The organism is Rhodococcus sp. PML026 (assembly GCF_000963615.1).
In the GTDB taxonomy this organism is placed as follows: domain Bacteria; phylum Actinomycetota; class Actinomycetes; order Mycobacteriales; family Mycobacteriaceae; genus Rhodococcoides; species Rhodococcoides fascians.
The window spans coordinates 73,398-91,841 of the sequence record NZ_KQ031365.1 but is presented as its reverse complement, the minus strand read 5'-3'; the positions used below and the strand labels follow the sequence as shown (position 1 = coordinate 91,841).

Below are 18,444 nucleotides of genomic sequence, written 5' to 3'. Positions count from 1 at the left end.
GACTCAGAAGTCCATGCCGCCCATGCCACCGGTCGGATCGCCAGCGGGCGCTCCGGCCTTCTCGGGCTTGTCGGCGACGACGGCCTCGGTGGTGAGGAACAGAGCCGCGATGGACGCTGCGTTCTGCAGTGCCGAGCGGGTGACCTTGACCGGGTCGTTGATGCCTGCAGCGAGCAGGTCCTCGTACTCGTTGGTCGCGGCGTTGAGGCCGTGACCTGCGGGCAGGTTGGAGACCTTGTCCGCAACAACGCCGGGCTCGAGGCCTGCGTTGAATGCGATCTGCTTGAGCGGGGCGGACAGTGCGACGCGAACGATGTTCACGCCGGTTGCCTCGTCACCGTCGAGCTTGAGGTTGTCGAGTGCGGGCGCTGCCTGGAGCAGTGCCACGCCGCCACCGGCGACGATGCCTTCTTCGACGGCTGCCTTGGCGTTACGCACGGCATCTTCGATGCGGTGCTTGCGCTCCTTGAGCTCGACCTCGGTTGCCGCTCCGGCCTTGATGACTGCAACGCCACCGGCCAGCTTGGCCAGGCGCTCCTGCAGCTTCTCGCGGTCGTAGTCGGAATCGGAGTTCTCGATCTCGGCGCGGATCTGGTTGACGCGACCGGCGATGGCGTCGGAATCTCCCGAGCCCTCGACGATGGTGGTCTCGTCCTTGGTGATGACGACCTTGCGTGCCTGACCGAGCAGCTCGAGTCCGGCGGTCTCCAGGGAGAGGCCGACCTCTTCGCTGATGACCTCGCCACCGGTGAGGATGGCGATGTCGGCGAGCTGCGCCTTGCGACGGTCACCGAATCCGGGAGCCTTGACGGCGACGGACTTGAAGGTGCCACGGATCTTGTTCACCACGAGGGTGGAGAGAGCTTCGCCCTCGACGTCCTCGGCGATGATGACGAGCGGCTTGCCGGACTGGATGACCTTCTCCAGCAGCGGCAGCAGGTCCTTGACGGTGCTGATCTTGGAGCTGACGAGCAGGATGTACGCGTCTTCGAGGACGGCTTCCTGACGCTCTGCATCGGTGGCGAAGTACGCCGAGATGTAGCCCTTGTCGAAGCGCATGCCCTCGGTGAGCTCGAGCTGCAGGCCGAAGGTGTTGGACTCCTCGACCGTGATGACGCCTTCCTTGCCGACCTTGTCCATTGCCTCGGCGATGAGCTCGCCGATGGACGGGTCGCCTGCGGAGATGCCAGCGGTAGCAGCGATCTGCTCCTTGGTGTCGATCTCCTTGGCGGACGCGAGCAGCGACTCGGTGACGGCTGCAACAGCCTTCTCGATGCCGCGCTTGAGGCCGAGCGGGTTCGCGCCGGCTGCGACGTTGCGCAGGCCTTCACGGACGAGTGCCTGAGCGAGAACGGTAGCGGTGGTGGTGCCGTCGCCTGCGACGTCGTCGGTCTTCTTGGCGACCTCCTTGACGAGCTCGGCACCGATCTTCTCGTAGGGATCTTCGAGCTCGATCTCCTTGGCGATGGAAACACCATCGTTGGTGATCGTGGGAGCTCCCCACTTCTTCTCGAGTACGACGTTGCGACCCTTGGGGCCCAACGTCACCTTTACTGCGTCGGCGAGGGCATTGAGGCCTCGCTCGAGGCCACGGCGTGCCTCTTCGTCGAACGCGATGATCTTGGCCATTGCGAAGTGATCCTCCGGATTGGGGGTGACACATTGCTGGCCGAGCTCGGTGCCCGCGACGGACGACCAGGGGTGTCGTTGATTCCCCGGCCTCACCGTGTCCCGACCTGGCACTCACGTGTCGAGAGTGCCAACTGCATTTCTAGCACTCGCCCATGGTGAGTGCAAGGTCGTCCGCCGCCGGCGAACCGCCGCACCCCCCATGCTCGACGCCACCGCGGGACGCAGGTGACGAGCAGATGCTCGGCCGAGCCGATATCTGTCACACACTGTTCACACCGGTACGCATTGTTAACATCCGAATACTGTGCATCGGACCCGCGACGCTAATACCGTTGAACGACAACGGTTTCGACACCCGAAAAATTCGGACAAACCCCCGCAAAAGCGACAGTGAGGATCGAATATGTCCGATACGGTCGACACGTCGTACGACAACTCGGCGATGGACCACGAGGAAGAGGGCTACCACAAGGGCCTCAAACCTCGACAGTTGCAGATGATCGCGATCGGTGGCGCAATCGGCACCGGCCTGTTCCTCGGCGCGGGCGGACGCCTCGCCAGTGCCGGCCCCGGCCTCTTCCTCGCCTACGCCCTCTGTGGAATTTTCGTCTTCTTCATTCTCCGCGCCCTCGGCGAATTGGTGTTGCACCGCCCGTCGTCGGGCAGCTTCGTCTCGTACGCTCGCGAGTTCTTCGGCGAGAAGGCCGCATTCGTCGCCGGGTGGATGTACTTCCTCAACTGGGCGATGACAGCCATCGTCGACGTCACGGCCATCGCAACCTACATGCATTACTGGGGAAGTTTCGAGGTGATTCCGCAGTGGGCCATCGCGCTGGTCGCACTGGTTCTGGTGATGAGCCTGAACCTGGTGTCGGTCAAGTGGTTCGGTGAAATGGAGTTCTGGGCGGCCATGATCAAGGTCATCGCGCTGGTGACCTTCTTGATCGTCGGCATCGTCTTCCTGGCCGGCCGCATCCCCGTCGGTTCCGAGATGCCCGGAATCAGCTTGATCACCGACAACGGCGGCCTGTTCCCGTCCGGCGCGTGGCCCCTGGTCATCGTCATCTCGGGTGTCGTGTTCGCTTATGCCGCAGTGGAACTGGTGGGGACCGCGGCCGGCGAGACCGAGAACCCGGAGAAGATCATGCCGCGGGCGATCAACTCGGTCATCGCCCGTATCGCACTGTTCTACGTCGGCTCGCTGGTACTGCTCGCACTACTGTTGCCGTACACCGCATATCAGGCCGGTACCTCGCCGTTCGTGACGTTCTTCTCGAGCATCGGCCTCGGCGGCGCGGGCACCATCATGAACATCGTGGTGCTCACCGCGGCGCTGTCCAGCCTCAACGCCGGTCTCTACTCGACCGGCCGAATTCTGCGGTCGATGGCGATGAACGGCAGCGCACCGGAATTCACCAAGAAGATGACCAAGGGCGGAGTACCGTTCGGCGGCATTCTGCTGACCTGCTTCATCACGTTGTTCGGTGTCGCCCTCAACGCCATCGCGCCCGGCGAGGCCTTCGAGATCGTGCTGAACATGTCCGCACTGGGCATCATCGCCAGCTGGGCGACCATCGTGCTGTGCCAGATTCAGCTGTACCGCTGGTCCAAGAAGGGCATCCTGAAGCGGCCCAAGTTCCGACTGTTCGGTGCGCCGTACACGAGCTACGCGACGCTGGTGTTCCTGTTCGGCGTGCTGGTCCTGATGGCCTTCGATGCCCCGATCGGCTCGTGGACCATCGCGACCCTCGTCGTCATCATCCCCGCACTGATCGGCGGCTGGTTCCTGGTGCGCACCAAGGTGCTCTCGGTGGCCGAGGAACGAATGGGCTACACCGGCCAGTACCCGGTGGTGGCCAACCGTCCGACCGAACCGGAGGAGTGACCCTTCCCAACCCCCTCTCGAGCCAGGGCCCCGCATCGGCCCGATGCGGGGCCCTGCTCATGGAGTCAAGAAAACCTGAGCCATCGCGAGCGGGTGAACGGTGAGCGTCGCGCCGGCGGCTCCGGCACTCCGGCAGAAACAGCAGCAGCAACGGCATCGGCAAGCTCTACGCAGGTCTGGAATCGATCCGCCGGGTCCTTGGCCAACGCGCGTGCGACCACCGCGTCGAGACCCCGCGGCAATGATCGCCGACGCCTCGTCACCGCAGGCGGTTCGGCCGACAGATGTGCGGCGGTGATCGCGAGCGGCGTGGCCAACGGGTACGGCGTTCGCCCAGTCAGCAATTCGACCAGCGTCGCCCCCAATGCGTAGACGTCGGTCTGCGCGCTCAGCACTCCCCCGCGAAGCAGTTCCGGTGCCGCGTAGTGGATGGACGCCAGTACAGTTCCGCCGACGACCAGCGGCGTCGAGTCGTCGACCAGACGCGCAATTCCCCAGTCGGACAACAACACTTGCTCGTACCCGTCCACCCGCTCGGTGGAGATGAGGATGTTCGACGGCTTGACGTCGCGGTGCAGGACGCCGTTCGAGTGGGCGTAGTCGAGGCCCTTGGCCACCTCGGCGACGATGCGTGCCACGCGGGAGACGTCGAGAGCGATCTGACCGCGAGCGACCAACCGCGCCGCGCTGTACCCGTCGACGTAGTGCATCGACATCCACAACTGGCCCTCGAACTCACCGTGTTCGTGCACCGACACGATGTTCGGATGCACCAGCAGCTCGGCCACCGTGGCCTCGGTCCGAAATTTGGTGCGCAGTCGCGGCGAGCGCGAGGCGTCGCGGTCGAGGATCTTCAGAGCTTCGAGCCGATCGTGTCCGCGGCCGAGTACGAGGTACACCTCACTCATGCCGCCGACCCCGAGGCGACGCTGCACCCGGAAGCCGGCGAACTCCGAACCCGGCTGCAGCTGGCCGGGCGTCATGGAATCTCCTGTGCAGCAGTGCTACTCGCGGCACATCGACTCCACAAGGGGACGACCGGGCGAGACCGCAACATCGACAGAACTGTAGTCCGTTCGGGTGCTCGCGGCGACTCGGCAGACTTTCGACGCGGGCCTGTCTCCCCAGCTCACCGGCTCGGTCACGTTTCGCCGCCCGCGCCGACGTCGTTTATGGTGATTACCGGTACTTGACCAAAACAAGGGAAAAAGAACGGCATACCGATAGTGGTCAGCCGATCACCTCGACTCGAGTTGTAAGGAAGTCAAGTAAGTGAAAGCAGTAAAGGAAGCGTGGGGCGGCCTGCTCAAGCCGGTTTTCGTCCCCGCATCTATCGTCATTTTTGTGATGATCACCTTCTCGGTGATCTATGCCGGCACTGCCGCCGACGCGTTCGACAAGCTCAACAACGCCATCACCAGTGGCGTCGGCTGGTGGTACATCCTGGCCACCACCGGTTTTGTGGTGTTCGCGCTGTACTGCGGCCTCAGTAGGGTCGGCAACATTCGCCTGGGCCGCGACGACGAGAAGCCGGAGTTCGGCGTCCTGTCCTGGTTCGCGATGCTCTTCAGCGCCGGCATGGGTATCGGCCTGGTGTTCTACGGCGTCGCCGAACCTCTCTCGCACTACGTCACGCCACCCGAAGCCGGGGGCATTCCCGGCAGCACCGACCCGGCCGCCCGTCAGGCGATGGAGCTGACCCTGTTCCACTGGGGTCTGCACGCCTGGGCGATCTACGTCGTGGTCGGACTCGGGCTGGCCTACATGACGTACCGCAAAGGACGCCCACTGTCCGTGCGCTGGTTGCTCGAGCCGCTGCTGGGACGCAAGCGAATCGAGGGCGGCATCGGCCATGCGATCGACTCCGTCGCCATCATCGGCACGTTGTTCGGTGTGGCCACCTCGCTCGGATTCGGTGTGCAGCAGATTTCGGCCGGTCTCGAGTACCTGGGTTGGGTCGACACCAACAACTGGGTGACGGTCCTCATCATCGCCGGCGTCACCGGCCTCGCCACGTTCTCTGTCGTATCCGGCGTCTCACGAGGGCTCAAATGGCTCTCGAACATCAACATGGGAATGGCCGCGGCGCTGGCCGTCTTCGTTCTGATCGCTGGACCGAGCCTGTTCCTCATGCAGTCCTGGGTGCAGAACCTCGGCGGCTACGTCCAGGCGTTGCCCGAGTTGATGCTGCGCACGTCGCCCTTCTCCGACGATGGCTGGGCCGGTGCCTGGACCATCTTCTACTGGGGCTGGTGGATGAGCTGGGCACCGTTCGTCGGCATGTTCATCGCCCGCATCTCACGCGGCCGTACCATCCGCGAATTCGTGTTCGGAGTGCTGCTGGCACCGACCATCATCGGTTCGCTGTGGTTCACGATCTTCGGTGATGCCGGCATTCTGCGTCAGCGGGACAACGGTGACCTGCTGGTCGACGGTGCCGTCGACACCAACACGAGTCTGTTTCAGCTGCTCGACACGTTGCCGTTGGCTACGATCAGTAGCGTGCTGGCGATCTTCGTCATCGTGTTCTTCTTCGTGACCTCCTCCGATTCCGGCTCGTTGGTCATCGACATCCTCTCCACCGGCGGTGACCTCGAGCCCCCGAAGATCACCCGCGTGTACTGGTCGATTCTCGAAGGCGTGGCAGCAACGGTGCTGCTCCTGATCGGCGGGACAGGATCGTTGACGGCCCTGCAGACGATGTCGATAGCCACGGCAGTACCGTTCTCGATCATCCTTGTGCTCGCATGCATATCGATGCTCAAGGCCTTCCGCTACGACGTCGCCACCACCCCGCGGTACTTGCGCGTCACCGCGACACCCGATGTGGGGCAGGACGAGCCTCAGGCGGCACCGGTGTCACCGGCGGCACGCAAGCGAGTGAGTGCCGGGATTTCGTCGACGTTCTCCGGCCTGGCGCCGTCTCGGGAAGGGGTGACGCCGCCGCGCACGGACGGCAGCGTCGTACTGGCGGTGCACGAGGTGCCCACCGAACAACTCGAGATTCACCCCGAGACGGGTGCGGTCGAGTACTCCGGTGACAACGCACCGGTCGATCCCCTGGGCGGCGAAGTGTTCGACACCCAGGAGTTCGCAGATTCGGCCGAAGGCCAGAACGTCAAGAACGGCGACTGAACACCTTCTCACCCACCGATCTCTGGCCCTCGCGACACGTTCGCGGGGGTCAGAGGTTTTTCGAAGCCCAGTCGGTCAGTGCTTGCAGGGACGGCAGCAGCGCCGCTCCGGACTGCGTCAGGCTGTACTGCACCGAGAGCGGCGGTCCATGGTCCACTGTTCGCTGGACCAGGCCGGCTTTGCCGAGCTCCCCGAGCCGTTCGGACAGGACCGAATCGCTGATGCCACCGACGGCCCGGCGTAGGTCCGCGAATCCCATCGACCCGTTCATCAGGGTGGCCAGCAGAATTCCGTTCCATCGCTTGCCGAGGAAGCCGAACGCTCTGGTCAGAGCTCCGTCGCAGGCACGAGGTTCGTGAGTGGGTTCGTTCGCGGGCATGACCCCACCGTACCGAAGTGCTACTGTCTGCCTTGCCACTTCTGTTTCACTAGTGGCCTCAGAAATGAAAGCAGGGTTCATGTTCATCGCAACAGTCGTCGTGTCGGTGCTGCTGGCCGTGGCACTCACGTTCTCCGCCGTCGGGAAGCTGACGCGCAACCCCTCCGTCGTCCCGATGCTCGAGCAGGTGGGCGTGCCCGCCGACAAGATTCCGTGGTTGGCCTACGCGGAGATCCTCGGTGCCATCGGCCTGCTCGTCGGCCTGTTCGCATGGCCGATCGGGGTCGCGGCAGCCATCGGCGTCATCGCGTACTTCGTCGGAGCAGTCGTCGCGCACCTGCGCGTCAAGGACAAGGAATTCGGGCCGGCGGCAGGCCTGGCCGTGTTCGCCGTCGTTGCCCTGGTCCTACGGGTGCTCAGCGCCTGACCAGTCGTAGTCCATCTGGCCCGCGGTGGCGAGAGCCTGATCGGCGCTCGTCCACCGCGCGACCAGATGCAGCGCAAGGTCCAGGCCTGCACTGATACCGGCCGACGTCGCCAGATCACCGTGGTCGATGTATCGAACTCCCTCGTGCACGGCCAGCGCGGGCCAGCGCGTGCGCAACAGGTCGAGGTCCTCCCAGTGCGTGGTGACCGGACGCGAATCGAGCAGGCCCGCCGCGGCGAGAACGAAAGCACCGGTGCACACCGATGCAACAACTTCTGCGGTGGGTCGAAGTCGCTGCAGCCACTGAAGCACCCGGCCGTCCGCTTCGACCGCGTCGACGACACCGCCGGGAACCAGGACGAGGTCGTAGGTCCGTGGATCGTCGATCGTAGTGTCGACGCCGATCCTCATCCCACCTCGCGCGCGTACCGCTGCGTCGTCGAGCCCGACGAGCGTCACGTCGAAAGGCACCGCGCTACCGGCACGTTGGGCCACCCGATTGGCCACCGAGAACACCTCGAACGGCCCGCAGGCATCGAGCACCTCGACGTCGTCGAACAACAGAATCGCAATACTTCTCATTTCCGCCCTCAGCTGCTCGTGGTCGAAACGATGACGGGCACCATGATCGCTGCCGTCACCGCGGCATTGACGTCCGAGACCGCTTTGCGGACAGCTGCACCCGCCCACTCACCCTCGGCGATCTGTTTGGCCCTCGTCTTCAGCACCTTCTTGTCGGCATCGACGATGACCTTGTGCGTCAGATCGACTGCCGAGATCAGTGAGATCAGAGCAGCCGAATGCGGCGTCGGCGTTGTGCCGTCGACGAGAGCACTCCGCAGTGCATCCCGCAGCACCTTCTCCCGCGAGGTGTCGCGAGCCGGCCACGTCGTCGTCGGGAAAAGCCCCCAGACCTTGTCCTGCTTCTCGGTGACGAAGCCCTGCGCGACCAGACGCGCAGCCAGTTCCTTCGCCAGATTCTTCTGCGACTTCTCGATCACCTTCTGCGGCTTCATCGGCCGCGACGCCGTTGCCACCAGATCGAACACCCGGCGCAGCAACGGGTCTGCGGGCGGATCTCCCGCGACGACGACGTGGTCCTTCTTGGTCTGCTCACCGGGACCGGTGATGCGGAGCGACCCGCCCAGGGCGAGCTCGACGACCAGCGCACCCGCGAGAACACGGGGCAACTTGGTGGAATCGGCCGATGGCTTGCCCGATTCGTCGTCGAGCAACAACAGCAGCAGGTCCTCCGCAATCAAGGTCATGCTGCGAGATTACCCACAGTGCGCACTCGATTTGCGGTGTTCATCAGCGCGAAATCGACTGTTCAGTCGGCCCAGCCCACTCAGTTGATCAGACTCTGCCAATTCGAGGGCACCCGTTCGCGAGGGCCCGGAACCGTCTGGTCGAGCGGATGATGTTGCGGCGGAGCAAGTTCGGGCCCGTCGTACATCTGCTCGTCCTCGTAGTTGTAGAACCAGTCCTCGCCGGGCTCGAAGCTGCGCACGAACTGGTGCCGAGTGGATTCGGCGTGCTTGCTGGCGTGCTGCGACGGAGACGAATCACAGCACCCGATGTGCCCGCACTGCGCACACCGCCGCAGATGCACCCACCACCCCTGCGTCTGCGTGCACTCCGCGCAGCCCGGGCCGGACGGCGAGACTGTCGGATCGATACCGTCGATTGTCATGATGCCTCCTCGATTGCTGGATGAACGGGCAGCCGCACGATGAATCGGGTGTCCCCCGGCTGGGACACCACTCGCAGATCGCCCTGATGTTTCTTCACCACGATCCGCCACGAGATGTCCAGACCGAGCCCCGTGCCCTCACCGACGGCCTTGGTGGTGAAGAACGGCTCGAATATTCGCGACCGAATGTTTTCCGGCACACCGGGTCCGGTATCGCACACCTCGATCTGCACCTGATCGTCGTCGAGAAGTGTGCGGACGGTGAGCGTGCCGCGGCCCTCCATGGCCTGCACCGCATTGTCGATCAGATTGGTCCATACCTGATTGAGCTCGGCGGCATACGCGGGAATGGGAGGTACCGACGGGTCGTATTCCTTCACCACGCGGATATCGTCACCGATCTTGCGCCCCAACATGATCAGCGTGCTGTCGAGCAGTTCCCGAACATCCACCGTCTGGTATGGCGCTCGATCCATCTGCGAATACTGCTTGGCCGCGCCGACCAGAGTGGAGATCCGAGTGGTCGAATCCGAGATCTCGTTCATCAACAACTCGGTTTCCACCGTGTAGTTGAGCCACCTGATCGCCCCTTCGAGCATGGCCGGATCCCCCACCGTCGCCGACACCCGATCCAGCCACGGCACGTCGAGACCCGCCGAGACGAAAGTGGGGGCCAGATCCCATCCCCCGTCGATTCCGTTGTCGTCGAACCACTCTCCGAGCTCGTCCTCCCGGTCCGACGCTTCCATTGCGGTGAGCTTCGGAGCCTTGGCCACCAACTCCACGGCCTCGTTCTGCAGTCCGACCAGATGCGACAAGCTCGAGCGATCGAGAGTCCCGCCGGCGATCATCGCCAGCTTCTGTCGCATGTGCGCCACTCGATTCCGCAACGCGGACGTCGCCCGCACCGCGGCCGCGGCCGGGTTGTTCAGCTCGTGCGTCAACCCGGCCGACAGAGAACCCAACGCCAACAGGCGTTCTCGTTGCTCGACGACCTGCTTGGTGTTCTGGTTTCCGAAGAACAATCCCTCGAGCAGATGCAGGGCCATCGGGAACCACTCGCGCACGATCGAGGCGAAGCAGTCGGCATCGAGGACGAAGAACCGGGACTGCGCGGTCACCCGCATCGAACCCTGATAGGTCTGCGGCACTCGATCACCCAGATATGCCTGCCACGCACCGGCATACACCCCGCGCTGCGAGGTGCGATTGACCACCAGGTCTTCCCCGCCCGAGAGCTTCGAAAGCACCACCGAGCCCTCGATCAACACGTAGAAGCACGTCGCTGGGTCGCCCTCCGCGTACACCGGCCCCGGCTCGATCGTTTCGATACGGCCGTCTCGACACAGCTCGGCGAGCTGTGCGTCGGTGAGCTGCTCGAACAAGAACAGCGTCCGCAACTCCTCCGGATCGCACAGGGGCGCGTTCACGGATTTGCCAGGTATCTGTGCACCAACATCACGGCCATCGCTCCTTCTCCCACTGCCGAGGCAACCCGCTTGGCCGAGTCGGATCGAACGTCACCGGCCGCGAACACTCCCGGCACGCTCGTCTCGAGGTGATGCGGCAACCGCGCGGGGGTCCACCCGGCAGGACCGCGGCCGTCGACCACCAGATCGGGGCCCGTCACCACGAATCCATGATCGTCACGCACGAGCACGCCGTCGAGCCAATCGGTCCGCGGTGCAGCGCCGATGAACAGGAACAGGTACTGCGCGTCCACCGTCGTCGTCTCGTCGGTTGCCCTGTTGTGCAGCACGATCTGCTCGAGGTGCCCGTCACCGGAGACGCCGACGACCTCGGTGCACGGCCGAACGCTGATCTTCGGGTTCTCCTCGATCTGCTTGATGAGGTAGTACGACATCGATGCCTCGAGGGACGCCGCACGGATCAGGATCGTCACCGACCTCGCGCCCCGCGAGAGATAGACCGCCGCCTGGCCGGCCGAGTTCGCGCCGCCGACGATGAAGACGTCCTGCTCGGCGCAGCGAGCTGCCTCGGTCATCGCCGACCCGTAGAACACTCCGCGACCGGTGAAGTCGTCGATTCCGGGGGCCTCCAACCGGCGGTAGGCGACGCCGGTGGACAGAATGATCGTCTGGGCACTGATGCTTCGGCCGTCGGCGAACCGCACGGTCCGCGCAGCGCCGTTGGTCTCCAAGGCCACGACGTCCTGCGTGGTGACCACCTCGGCACCGAACTTCAGCGCCTGCCGCCGAGCCCGCTCCGCGAGTTGTGCACCCGAGACGCCGTCGGGAAAACCGAGGTAGTTCTCGATGCGTGAACTCTGCCCGGCCTGCCCGCCCGTCGCGGTGCGCTCGATCAACGTGGTGCGCAGGCCCTCGGACGCGCCGTAGAGCGCAGCGCCGAGACCGGCCGGGCCGCCGCCGATGACGACGAGGTCGTAGAACTCTTCCGACGGCGAGACCGTCAGCCCCAGGCGGTTGCCGAGCTCGGCATCGGACGGCTCGATCAGCGCGTCACCTTCGGTGGTGATGACCACCGGCAGCCGGTCGTCTGCCACTCCGGCCGCGGCCAACAGCCGCGCACCCTCGGGTTCGTCGGACATGTACCAGCGGTACGGCAGTTGATTGCGGGCGAGGAACTCCCTGATCTCCGAGGACCGCGCAGACCAGCGGTGACCGACGATCTTGGTGTCCTCCACGGCCCGGTGGTCGTACGCACACCAGGCTTCGAGCTGAGCGTCGAGGACGGGGTAGAGCTTTTCCTCGGGTGGATCCCACGGCTTGAGCAGGTAGTAGTCGAGATCGATGACGTTGATGGCGTCGATCGCAGCGTCGGTGTCGGCATAGGCGGTGAGCAGGATTCGCCGCGCCGTCGGGAACAGATCCATGGCCTGTTCGAGAAATTCCATGCCGCTCATGTTCGGCATGCGGTAGTCGGCCAACAGAATCGCGACCGGAGTGCCGCGCAACGTCAATTCCTTCAGTGCATCGAGCGCCCCGGCACCGGATTCCGCGCGCACGATGCGGTACTGCTCGCCGTACCGGCGGCGCAGGTCGCGGGCGACCGAACGCGATACTCCGGGATCGTCGTCGACGCTGAGAATGACCGGTTTCATGACCCTCCAGGACTGGTGCTCGTCAACCTCATGAGCATGCCACCACCGGACCCCCTATGGGAGGTGAGTGACGGCGTCGAGCCTGGGAACAGCAGGGTCAGATTCGGCCGCGCCTGATCAGATCGATCTCCTGCGGGGTGAGCAGCCGCTCGAGCTTCTCGGCAGGCCAGGTACGCGGACTGCCGCTCATCCTGGCGGTCTTCAACAGGGGCAGATCACTGCTTGTACGACGCATTATCGACTGTAATTTCACGGTGGATCACTCCGAACAATTTCTTCGTTGGTCCCGACACTCCGCTTGCTACATCGATCAGTGTCCGCCCGGCGTTAACGCCGGGCTGGGATCTCGTACGGCGTTTCGCGCCGAAAGACCGTTTCTCCCCGCTCTACGTGGGGTAAACATCGGCCCACATCAACTGATCGGGGAACGTTCGTGAACACGTCGGGAAGATCCACGTCGGGACATTCGGGAACAGGTAAATCGGCTACAGGAAAATCACTGGCCAATTCGGTTCAGGACAACGGTGCATTCGAGAAGGCGGCCCGGGCCGGCCACTTCGTCAGCGGAGTGCTGCACATCCTGATCGGATACATCGCCATCCGATTGGCGTTCGGTCAGGGCGGTAACGCCGACCAGTCCGGAGCACTCGCCGAACTGGCCGAGAAGCCCGGCGGCAAGATCGCACTGTGGGTTGCCGTCGTCGCGTTCGTGGCACTGGCCCTGTGGCGCATCGTCGAGGCCATCGTCGGCAAGAAGTCCGATTCCGACGAGGGCAGCGCGATGGATCGACTCAAGGCGGCAGCGCTGGCCGTCGTCTACATCGCCTTCGCATTCTCTACCTACGGTTTCGCGACCGGATCCGGTAAGTCCAGTGGGCAACAGAACGCCGGCTACTCGGCGCGATTGATGGAATCCGGTGGCGGCAAGCTCGTACTGATCGTCATCGCCCTGGTCGTCATCGGCGTCGGCGGATACCACGTCTACAAGGGCGTCTCGAAGAATTTCCTCGACGACCTCGAAGGCAGCCAGAGCGGAGCGGTCGTCAAACTCGGCATCGCCGGATACGCGGCCAAGGGCACGGCGCTCGTGGGGGCCGGAATCCTCGTCGTCGTAGCGGTACTGCAGTCGGACCCGTCGAAGGCCACCGGAATCGACGGTGCCGTCAAGACCCTGGGAGCCCAGCCGTACGGGCAGGTTCTGTTGATCCTCGCCGGCGTGGGAATCGCGTTGTACGGCCTGTATGCATTCGTACTGGCTCGCCGCGCTCGCATGTGAGCAGGAGTGGAGCTCGCTTCGCTCGCATGTGAGTGAAAGTTCGTAGTGGGCTACGAGGTTCCACTCACATGGTGGCCGAGTGTGGTCACGGCCACATAGGATGCACACGATTGGTGTGACGATCAGTTGCAGCTATTCCTACAACCCGGAGGCCCACGTTGAGCAAGACCCTCGAAGCCACGATCGACATCGATGCCAGTCCGCAGGCCGTGTGGTCGGTCGTCTCGGACCTGCAGCGCATGGGCGAGTGGAGCCCACAGTGCAAGAAGATGAAGGTCTTCGGCGGACCCGTCGGCAAGGGAACCAGAACGCTCAACATCAACCGCAAGGGCCTGCTCGTGTGGCCGACCAGCGCCAAGGTCGTCACCTTCGAGCCGAACAAGGCACTGGCGTTCCGCATCGTCGAGAACAAGACGATCTGGTCGTACACGCTCACTCCGACCGCAACCGGAACCACCGTCGTCGAGAAGCGGGAAGCCCCCAGCGGCACCTCGGCCGTGTCGTCGTTGCTGGTCAAGCGGATCCTCGGCGGGATCGACGAGTTCGATGTCGAGCTGGTCGAAGGCATGAACAGCACGCTCCGACGCATCAAGACCGAAAGCGAAAAGTCGAGCCGAAAATAACTTTTCTCAGGAAGGTTTCAGGTTTGTTACCCCTGGGCATCCATGGTTTCGACAAGCAATCGATACACACGGAAAGTGGGGGCAACACATGTTGGGTCTCGGAATCATCGGCTGGATCATCATCGGCGGTCTCGCCGGCTGGATCGGCAGCAAGATCATGAAGACCGATGCTCAGATGGGCATCATCCTGAACATCGTCGTCGGCATCATCGGCGGCCTCATCGGTGGATACCTGCTCAAGGTCTTCGGCGTCGACGTCGAAGGTGGCGGCCTGATCTTCAGCTTCATCACCTGCATCCTCGGTGCATGCATCCTGCTGTTCCTGGTCAAGCTCGTGACCGGTCGCAGCCGCGTCTGATTTCACTCGCACTTCCCGACTGCCGGGGCCGCTCACGTACTCTGTGAGGGCCCCGGCAGTCGTTTTGTTCGCCGTCCGATCAGTCCCCGGCGTCCAATCCCTGCCCGCATCCGAGCTCGCCCGACAGTAAGAGGAGACCGTGGCACGCCGTCCCGCCCCGATTGATCAACCACCCCGCACGGGAGTGGCTCACATCGTCGACCTGGTTCGCGAAACGGTTCCACCGCTACACCCCGCCGGACTGCCCTTCGTCGGTGGTCCCCTGGCCGTCGCAGTGCTCGGCCGTCGGTCGAAGTGGGTCCGCAATGCCGGGCTCGTCGCCGCAGGAGCCTGCGCCACCTTCTTCCGCCACCCGTCGCGGGTGCCGCCGAACCGTCCCGGCGTCGTCGTCGCTCCCGCCGACGGCCTGGTCACCCTCGTCGACACTGCCGTCCCGCCCGCCGAGCTCGATCTCGGTGCACAGCCCGTGCCACGAGTGAGCATCTTCCTGTCCGTTCTGGACGTGCACGTGCAGCGCGTTCCCGTCGGCGGACGCGTGGTCGAGGTCGTACATCGCCGCGGTCAGTTCAAGTCCGCAGACCTGGCCGAGGCCAGTGAGGTCAACGAGCGCAACAGCATGCACATCGAGACCGATTCCGGTCACCACGTCGGCGTGGTGCAGATCGCCGGTCTCATCGCTCGACGCATCGTCAACAACGCGAAGGTCGGAGACGTGCTCTCCATCGGCGACACGTACGGCCTGATCCGATTCGGCTCCCGCGTCGACACCTACTTCCCGGCCGGGACGACGCTCCTCGTCGAACGCGGCCAACGAGCGGTCGGTGCCGAGACGGTACTCGCCGAGCTCCCCCAGTAGAAACGACATGATCACCAGACGCGCCAAGCCGCCTGCTGCTATCCGTCTGCTTCCGTCGGTCGTCACCATTCTCGCGTTGTGCTCCGGGCTGTCGGCGGTCAAGTTCGCTCTCGACGGTCAACTCGGAACCGCACTCGCGATGATCGGTGCCGCGGCGATCCTCGATGCACTGGACGGCCGCATCGCTCGACTGCTCGACGCCACCAGCAAGATCGGTGCCGAGCTGGATTCTCTGTCCGATGCAATCTCGTTCGGCGTCGCGCCCGCCCTGGTGCTCTACGTGACTCTGCTCGAGGGCAGTAGTGGCGGTTGGATCGTCGCACTGGTGTACGCCGTGAGCATCGTGCTCCGACTCGCCCGGTTCAACACCCTGCTCGACGAGGACGACACCCCGGCGTACGCCCGCGAGTTCTTCACCGGGGTGCCCGCACCCGCAGGTGCACTCATCGCGCTCGCCCCGATCGCTGCATTCGAGGAATTCGGCGACGGCTGGTGGGCCTCGTTCTACGTCGTCGCCGGCTGGTCGATCCTCACCGCTGGTCTGATCGTCAGCACCATCCCCACTCTCGCGCTCAAGACGGTCTCGGTGCCACCGCGCTTGGCCGCCGGTTTGCTGGTGTTGGTCGCGCTGCTCGCTGCCGCGCTCATCACGTTCCCGCTGGTCCTGCTGATGGGATTGGTGTTCGCCTACCTCGTGCACATTCCGTTCGCGGTGCGCTCGCAGCGCTGGACGGCTGCACGCCCGTACACGTGGGATGCGAAGCCGGCCGAGCGTCGCGCGGAACGCCGCGCCATTCGACGGTCGCCCGGCAACGCGCGCCGGTCGCAGGCGCGTCTGGGACTTCGCCGACCGCGCAGCTGACGACCCCATTAGGTTGGACGTGTGACCGAATCCCGAACCCCCGAGCTCGTTCTCACCACCCGATTGAACACCTCGGCTGCCGACGCCAGGCGAGGCGTCGTCCGACTCCATCCCGAGGTCTTGGCGGCGCTCGGTCTGCGGGAATGGGATGCCGTCTCGCTCATCGGTTCTCGGCGTACGGCTGCGGTGGTTGCCGAGGCTCCCAGCGGAATCCCGCAGGGTACCGCGCTGCTCGACGACGTCACGCTCTCCAACGCCGGACTACGCGAAAATGCCTCTGTGTCAGTCGCTCCCGTGACGGTCTACGGGGCGAGAACCGTCACGGTCACCGGGTCCGCCCTGGCCACCGGTTCCATTTCCGACGCCACCCTGCGCCAAGCGCTCCTCGGCAAGGTCCTCACCGTGGGCGACACCGTGTCGCTCCTCCCCCGCGATCTGGGGCCCGGCACATCGACGTCGACGGCCACGCAGGCACTGTCGCGAACGTTCGGGGTGGCGTGGACGACCGAACTGTTGACGGTCTCGGCCGTCGAACCCTCCGGCGGTCCCGTGAGCGTGCAACCCAATTCTGCGGTGAGCTGGGGACGCGGCACGGTCGCCTCGGGATCACCCGAATCGGCCTCGGCCACATCGGTTCCGACGCCCGGAGCTGCGGCCCCGCCACGCGTCAGCGCAGCCGACCTGGTGGGTATGAGCACTGCACAGGCCAAACTCACCGAGTGGCTACGACTGGCGCTCGACGAGTCGGAACTGCTCGCCACCCTCGGCGCATCTCCGCATCTGGGTGTGCTGATCACCGGCCCCGGCGGAGTGGGCAAGACGACGTTGGCACGCGCCGTCATCGGCGAACGGCGATGCGTCGTGCTGGACGGGCCGTCGATCGGCGCATTGGAGGCGTCGGCTCGCGTCGAACGCGTCACTGCTGCGGTGGACGAACTGACCGGCGCGGGGGTGCTGCTGATCACCGATGTCGACGCGTTGCTGCCGTCCGATCCGGAGCCTGCGTCGACGTTCGTCCTCGATGTGCTGCGCCGTGCCGTCGACACTCCCGGCTTCGCACTGATCGTCACGACTGCACATCCCGAGGCCACCGACGCCAGAGTGCGTGGGCAGGATCTGTGCGATCGCGAACTGACCCTCACTCTCCCCGATGCCGCCGGTCGCAGAGCGTTACTGGAGCATCTACTGAAGAAGGTCCCTCAGGGTGATGTCGACCTTGTCGAAATAGCCTCACGGACACCAGGTTTCGTTGTCGCCGATCTCGCTGCCCTGGTGCGCGAAGCGGCGCTACGAGCGGCTGCGCGAGCGTCGAACGATGCCACGGCCGCCTCACTGATGCACGACGACCTGATCGGCGCGTTGCAGGTGATTCGGCCGTTGTCGCGCTCGGGTGCCGAGGAATTGGCGATCGGCAGCCTCTCCCTCGAGGACGTGGGAGACATGGTCGAGACGAAGCAGGCCCTGACCGAGGCCGTACTGTGGCCGCTGCGTCATCCGGATTCGTTCGCGCGCTTGGGCATCGAGCCACCGCGAGGGGTTCTGCTGTACGGCCCACCCGGATGCGGCAAGACGTTTCTGGTGCGCGCCCTGGCCAGTTCGGGCCAGCTCAGCGTGCACTCGGTCAAGGGCGCGGAACTGATGGACAAATGGGTCGGGTCCTCGGAAAAGGCTGTGCGCGAACTGTTTCAGCGCGCCCGAGACTCCGCCCCCTCGCTCATCTTTCTCGACGAGGTCGACGCCCTCGTACCGCGTCGCGGGCAGAGTTCGGATTCCGGTGTCGGCGACCGAGTGGTCGCGGCACTGCTGACCGAGCTCGACGGCGTCGAACCACTGCGCGACGTCGTCGTTCTCGGCGCAACGAACCGGCCCGATCTGATCGACCCGGCTCTACTGCGGCCCGGCAGGCTCGAGCGCCTGGTCTTCGTCCCGCCGCCGGATGCCGATGCGCGAGTGGACATCCTGAAGGCGTCGGGCAAGTCGATCCCGCTCGCCGAGGATGTCGATCTCGAATCCCTCGCACGCGATCTGGACGGCTACTCCGCCGCGGACTGCGCGGCCCTGCTGCGCGAGGCCGCACTGACGGCGATGCGTCGGTCGATGGACGCAGCGGACGTCACCGCCGAGGATGTCGCCACCGCTCGGGCGACGGTCAAGCCGTCACTCGATCCCGAGCAGGTGGCGCATCTGCGGGCTTACGGGTCGTGAGCGGAAACTCGTAGCAGGCTACGAAGTTTCA

17 protein-coding genes are annotated in these 18,444 nt (G+C 64.7%); 9 read left to right on the top strand and 8 right to left on the bottom strand.

What is annotated here, in order from left to right:
* Positions 1-3: 3 nt before the first annotated feature.
* A complete protein-coding gene (groL, locus tag VF34_RS00465; protein ID WP_008713461.1) occupies positions 4-1,629 on the bottom strand; it encodes a chaperonin GroEL in 1,626 nt (541 codons plus the stop codon).
* A gap of 406 nt (positions 1,630-2,035) precedes the next feature.
* Here groL and VF34_RS00460 point away from each other — a divergent pair, with 406 nt between their 5' ends.
* Positions 2,036-3,517, top strand: coding sequence for an amino acid permease (locus VF34_RS00460; RefSeq protein ID WP_027498447.1), 1,482 nt, complete (start codon positions 2,036-2,038; stop codon positions 3,515-3,517).
* A 65-nt stretch (positions 3,518-3,582) separates the two neighbouring features.
* On the opposite strand, the gene VF34_RS00455 is transcribed toward VF34_RS00460, so the two are convergent.
* Complete coding sequence (locus VF34_RS00455) at positions 3,583-4,500, bottom strand: serine/threonine-protein kinase (protein WP_032369820.1); 918 nt, start codon at positions 4,498-4,500, stop codon at positions 3,583-3,585.
* Between the two features lie 289 nt (positions 4,501-4,789).
* Between VF34_RS00455 and VF34_RS00450 the strand changes: the two genes are divergently transcribed.
* The gene (locus VF34_RS00450; RefSeq protein WP_027498449.1) at positions 4,790-6,652 is read left to right on the top strand and encodes a BCCT family transporter; all 1,863 of its coding nucleotides are present in this window, start codon (positions 4,790-4,792) and stop codon (positions 6,650-6,652) included.
* A gap of 49 nt (positions 6,653-6,701) precedes the next feature.
* On the opposite strand, the gene VF34_RS00445 is transcribed toward VF34_RS00450, so the two are convergent.
* Positions 6,702-7,031 carry a winged helix-turn-helix transcriptional regulator gene (locus tag VF34_RS00445; protein ID WP_032373706.1) on the bottom strand — a complete coding sequence of 110 codons (330 nt, stop codon included), beginning with the start codon at positions 7,029-7,031 and terminating at the stop codon, positions 6,702-6,704.
* Between the two features lie 79 nt (positions 7,032-7,110).
* On the opposite strand from VF34_RS00445, the gene VF34_RS00440 reads away from it, so the two are divergent.
* Positions 7,111-7,458, top strand: coding sequence for a DoxX family protein (locus VF34_RS00440; RefSeq protein ID WP_027498451.1), 348 nt, complete (start codon positions 7,111-7,113; stop codon positions 7,456-7,458).
* On the opposite strand, the gene VF34_RS00435 is transcribed toward VF34_RS00440, so the two are convergent.
* The 5 genes from VF34_RS00435 to VF34_RS00415 all read right to left on the bottom strand — a co-directional run bounded on the left by VF34_RS00435 (position 7,438) and on the right by VF34_RS00415 (position 12,233).
* Complete coding sequence (locus VF34_RS00435; protein ID WP_027498452.1) at positions 7,438-8,040, bottom strand: DJ-1/PfpI family protein; 603 nt, start codon at positions 8,038-8,040, stop codon at positions 7,438-7,440. The two genes, VF34_RS00440 and VF34_RS00435, sit on opposite strands and share 21 nt — an antisense overlap.
* A gap of 8 nt (positions 8,041-8,048) precedes the next feature.
* On the bottom strand, positions 8,049-8,726 hold the full coding sequence (locus tag VF34_RS00430; RefSeq protein ID WP_027498453.1) for a GOLPH3/VPS74 family protein: 678 nt from the start codon (positions 8,724-8,726) through the stop codon (positions 8,049-8,051).
* Between the two features lie 80 nt (positions 8,727-8,806).
* Positions 8,807-9,151: a UBP-type zinc finger domain-containing protein gene (locus VF34_RS00425; protein ID WP_027498454.1), complete on the bottom strand. Its 345-nt coding sequence runs from the start codon at positions 9,149-9,151 to the stop codon at positions 8,807-8,809.
* The gene (locus tag VF34_RS00420) at positions 9,148-10,581 is read right to left on the bottom strand and encodes an ATP-binding protein (protein ID WP_027498455.1); all 1,434 of its coding nucleotides are present in this window, start codon (positions 10,579-10,581) and stop codon (positions 9,148-9,150) included. Before VF34_RS00420 ends, VF34_RS00425 begins: the two co-directional genes overlap by 4 nt.
* Positions 10,578-12,233, bottom strand: a complete 1,656-nt coding sequence (locus VF34_RS00415) for an NAD(P)/FAD-dependent oxidoreductase (RefSeq protein ID WP_032373705.1) — start codon at positions 12,231-12,233, stop codon at positions 10,578-10,580. The genes VF34_RS00420 and VF34_RS00415 overlap by 4 nt, the downstream gene beginning before the upstream one ends.
* A gap of 499 nt (positions 12,234-12,732) precedes the next feature.
* On the opposite strand from VF34_RS00415, the gene VF34_RS00410 reads away from it, so the two are divergent.
* From VF34_RS00410 to VF34_RS00385, 6 genes are all read left to right on the top strand, one after another.
* Positions 12,733-13,509, top strand: a complete 777-nt coding sequence (locus VF34_RS00410; RefSeq protein ID WP_032373738.1) for a DUF1206 domain-containing protein — start codon at positions 12,733-12,735, stop codon at positions 13,507-13,509.
* A gap of 158 nt (positions 13,510-13,667) precedes the next feature.
* Positions 13,668-14,132, top strand: coding sequence for an SRPBCC family protein (locus VF34_RS00405; RefSeq protein ID WP_027498458.1), 465 nt, complete (start codon positions 13,668-13,670; stop codon positions 14,130-14,132).
* 88 nt (positions 14,133-14,220) lie between these two features.
* The gene (locus VF34_RS00400) at positions 14,221-14,490 is read left to right on the top strand and encodes a GlsB/YeaQ/YmgE family stress response membrane protein (RefSeq protein WP_027498459.1); all 270 of its coding nucleotides are present in this window, start codon (positions 14,221-14,223) and stop codon (positions 14,488-14,490) included.
* Positions 14,491-14,629: 139 nt separating this feature from the next.
* Positions 14,630-15,346, top strand: a complete 717-nt coding sequence (locus VF34_RS00395) for a phosphatidylserine decarboxylase (protein WP_027498460.1) — start codon at positions 14,630-14,632, stop codon at positions 15,344-15,346.
* A gap of 7 nt (positions 15,347-15,353) precedes the next feature.
* The gene (locus VF34_RS00390; protein WP_027498461.1) at positions 15,354-16,208 is read left to right on the top strand and encodes a CDP-alcohol phosphatidyltransferase family protein; all 855 of its coding nucleotides are present in this window, start codon (positions 15,354-15,356) and stop codon (positions 16,206-16,208) included.
* A gap of 21 nt (positions 16,209-16,229) precedes the next feature.
* Positions 16,230-18,413 (top strand): AAA family ATPase, encoded by a 2,184-nt coding sequence (locus tag VF34_RS00385; RefSeq protein WP_027498462.1) that lies wholly within the window; start codon positions 16,230-16,232, stop codon positions 18,411-18,413.
* The last annotated feature ends 31 nt before the right edge of the window (positions 18,414-18,444 follow it).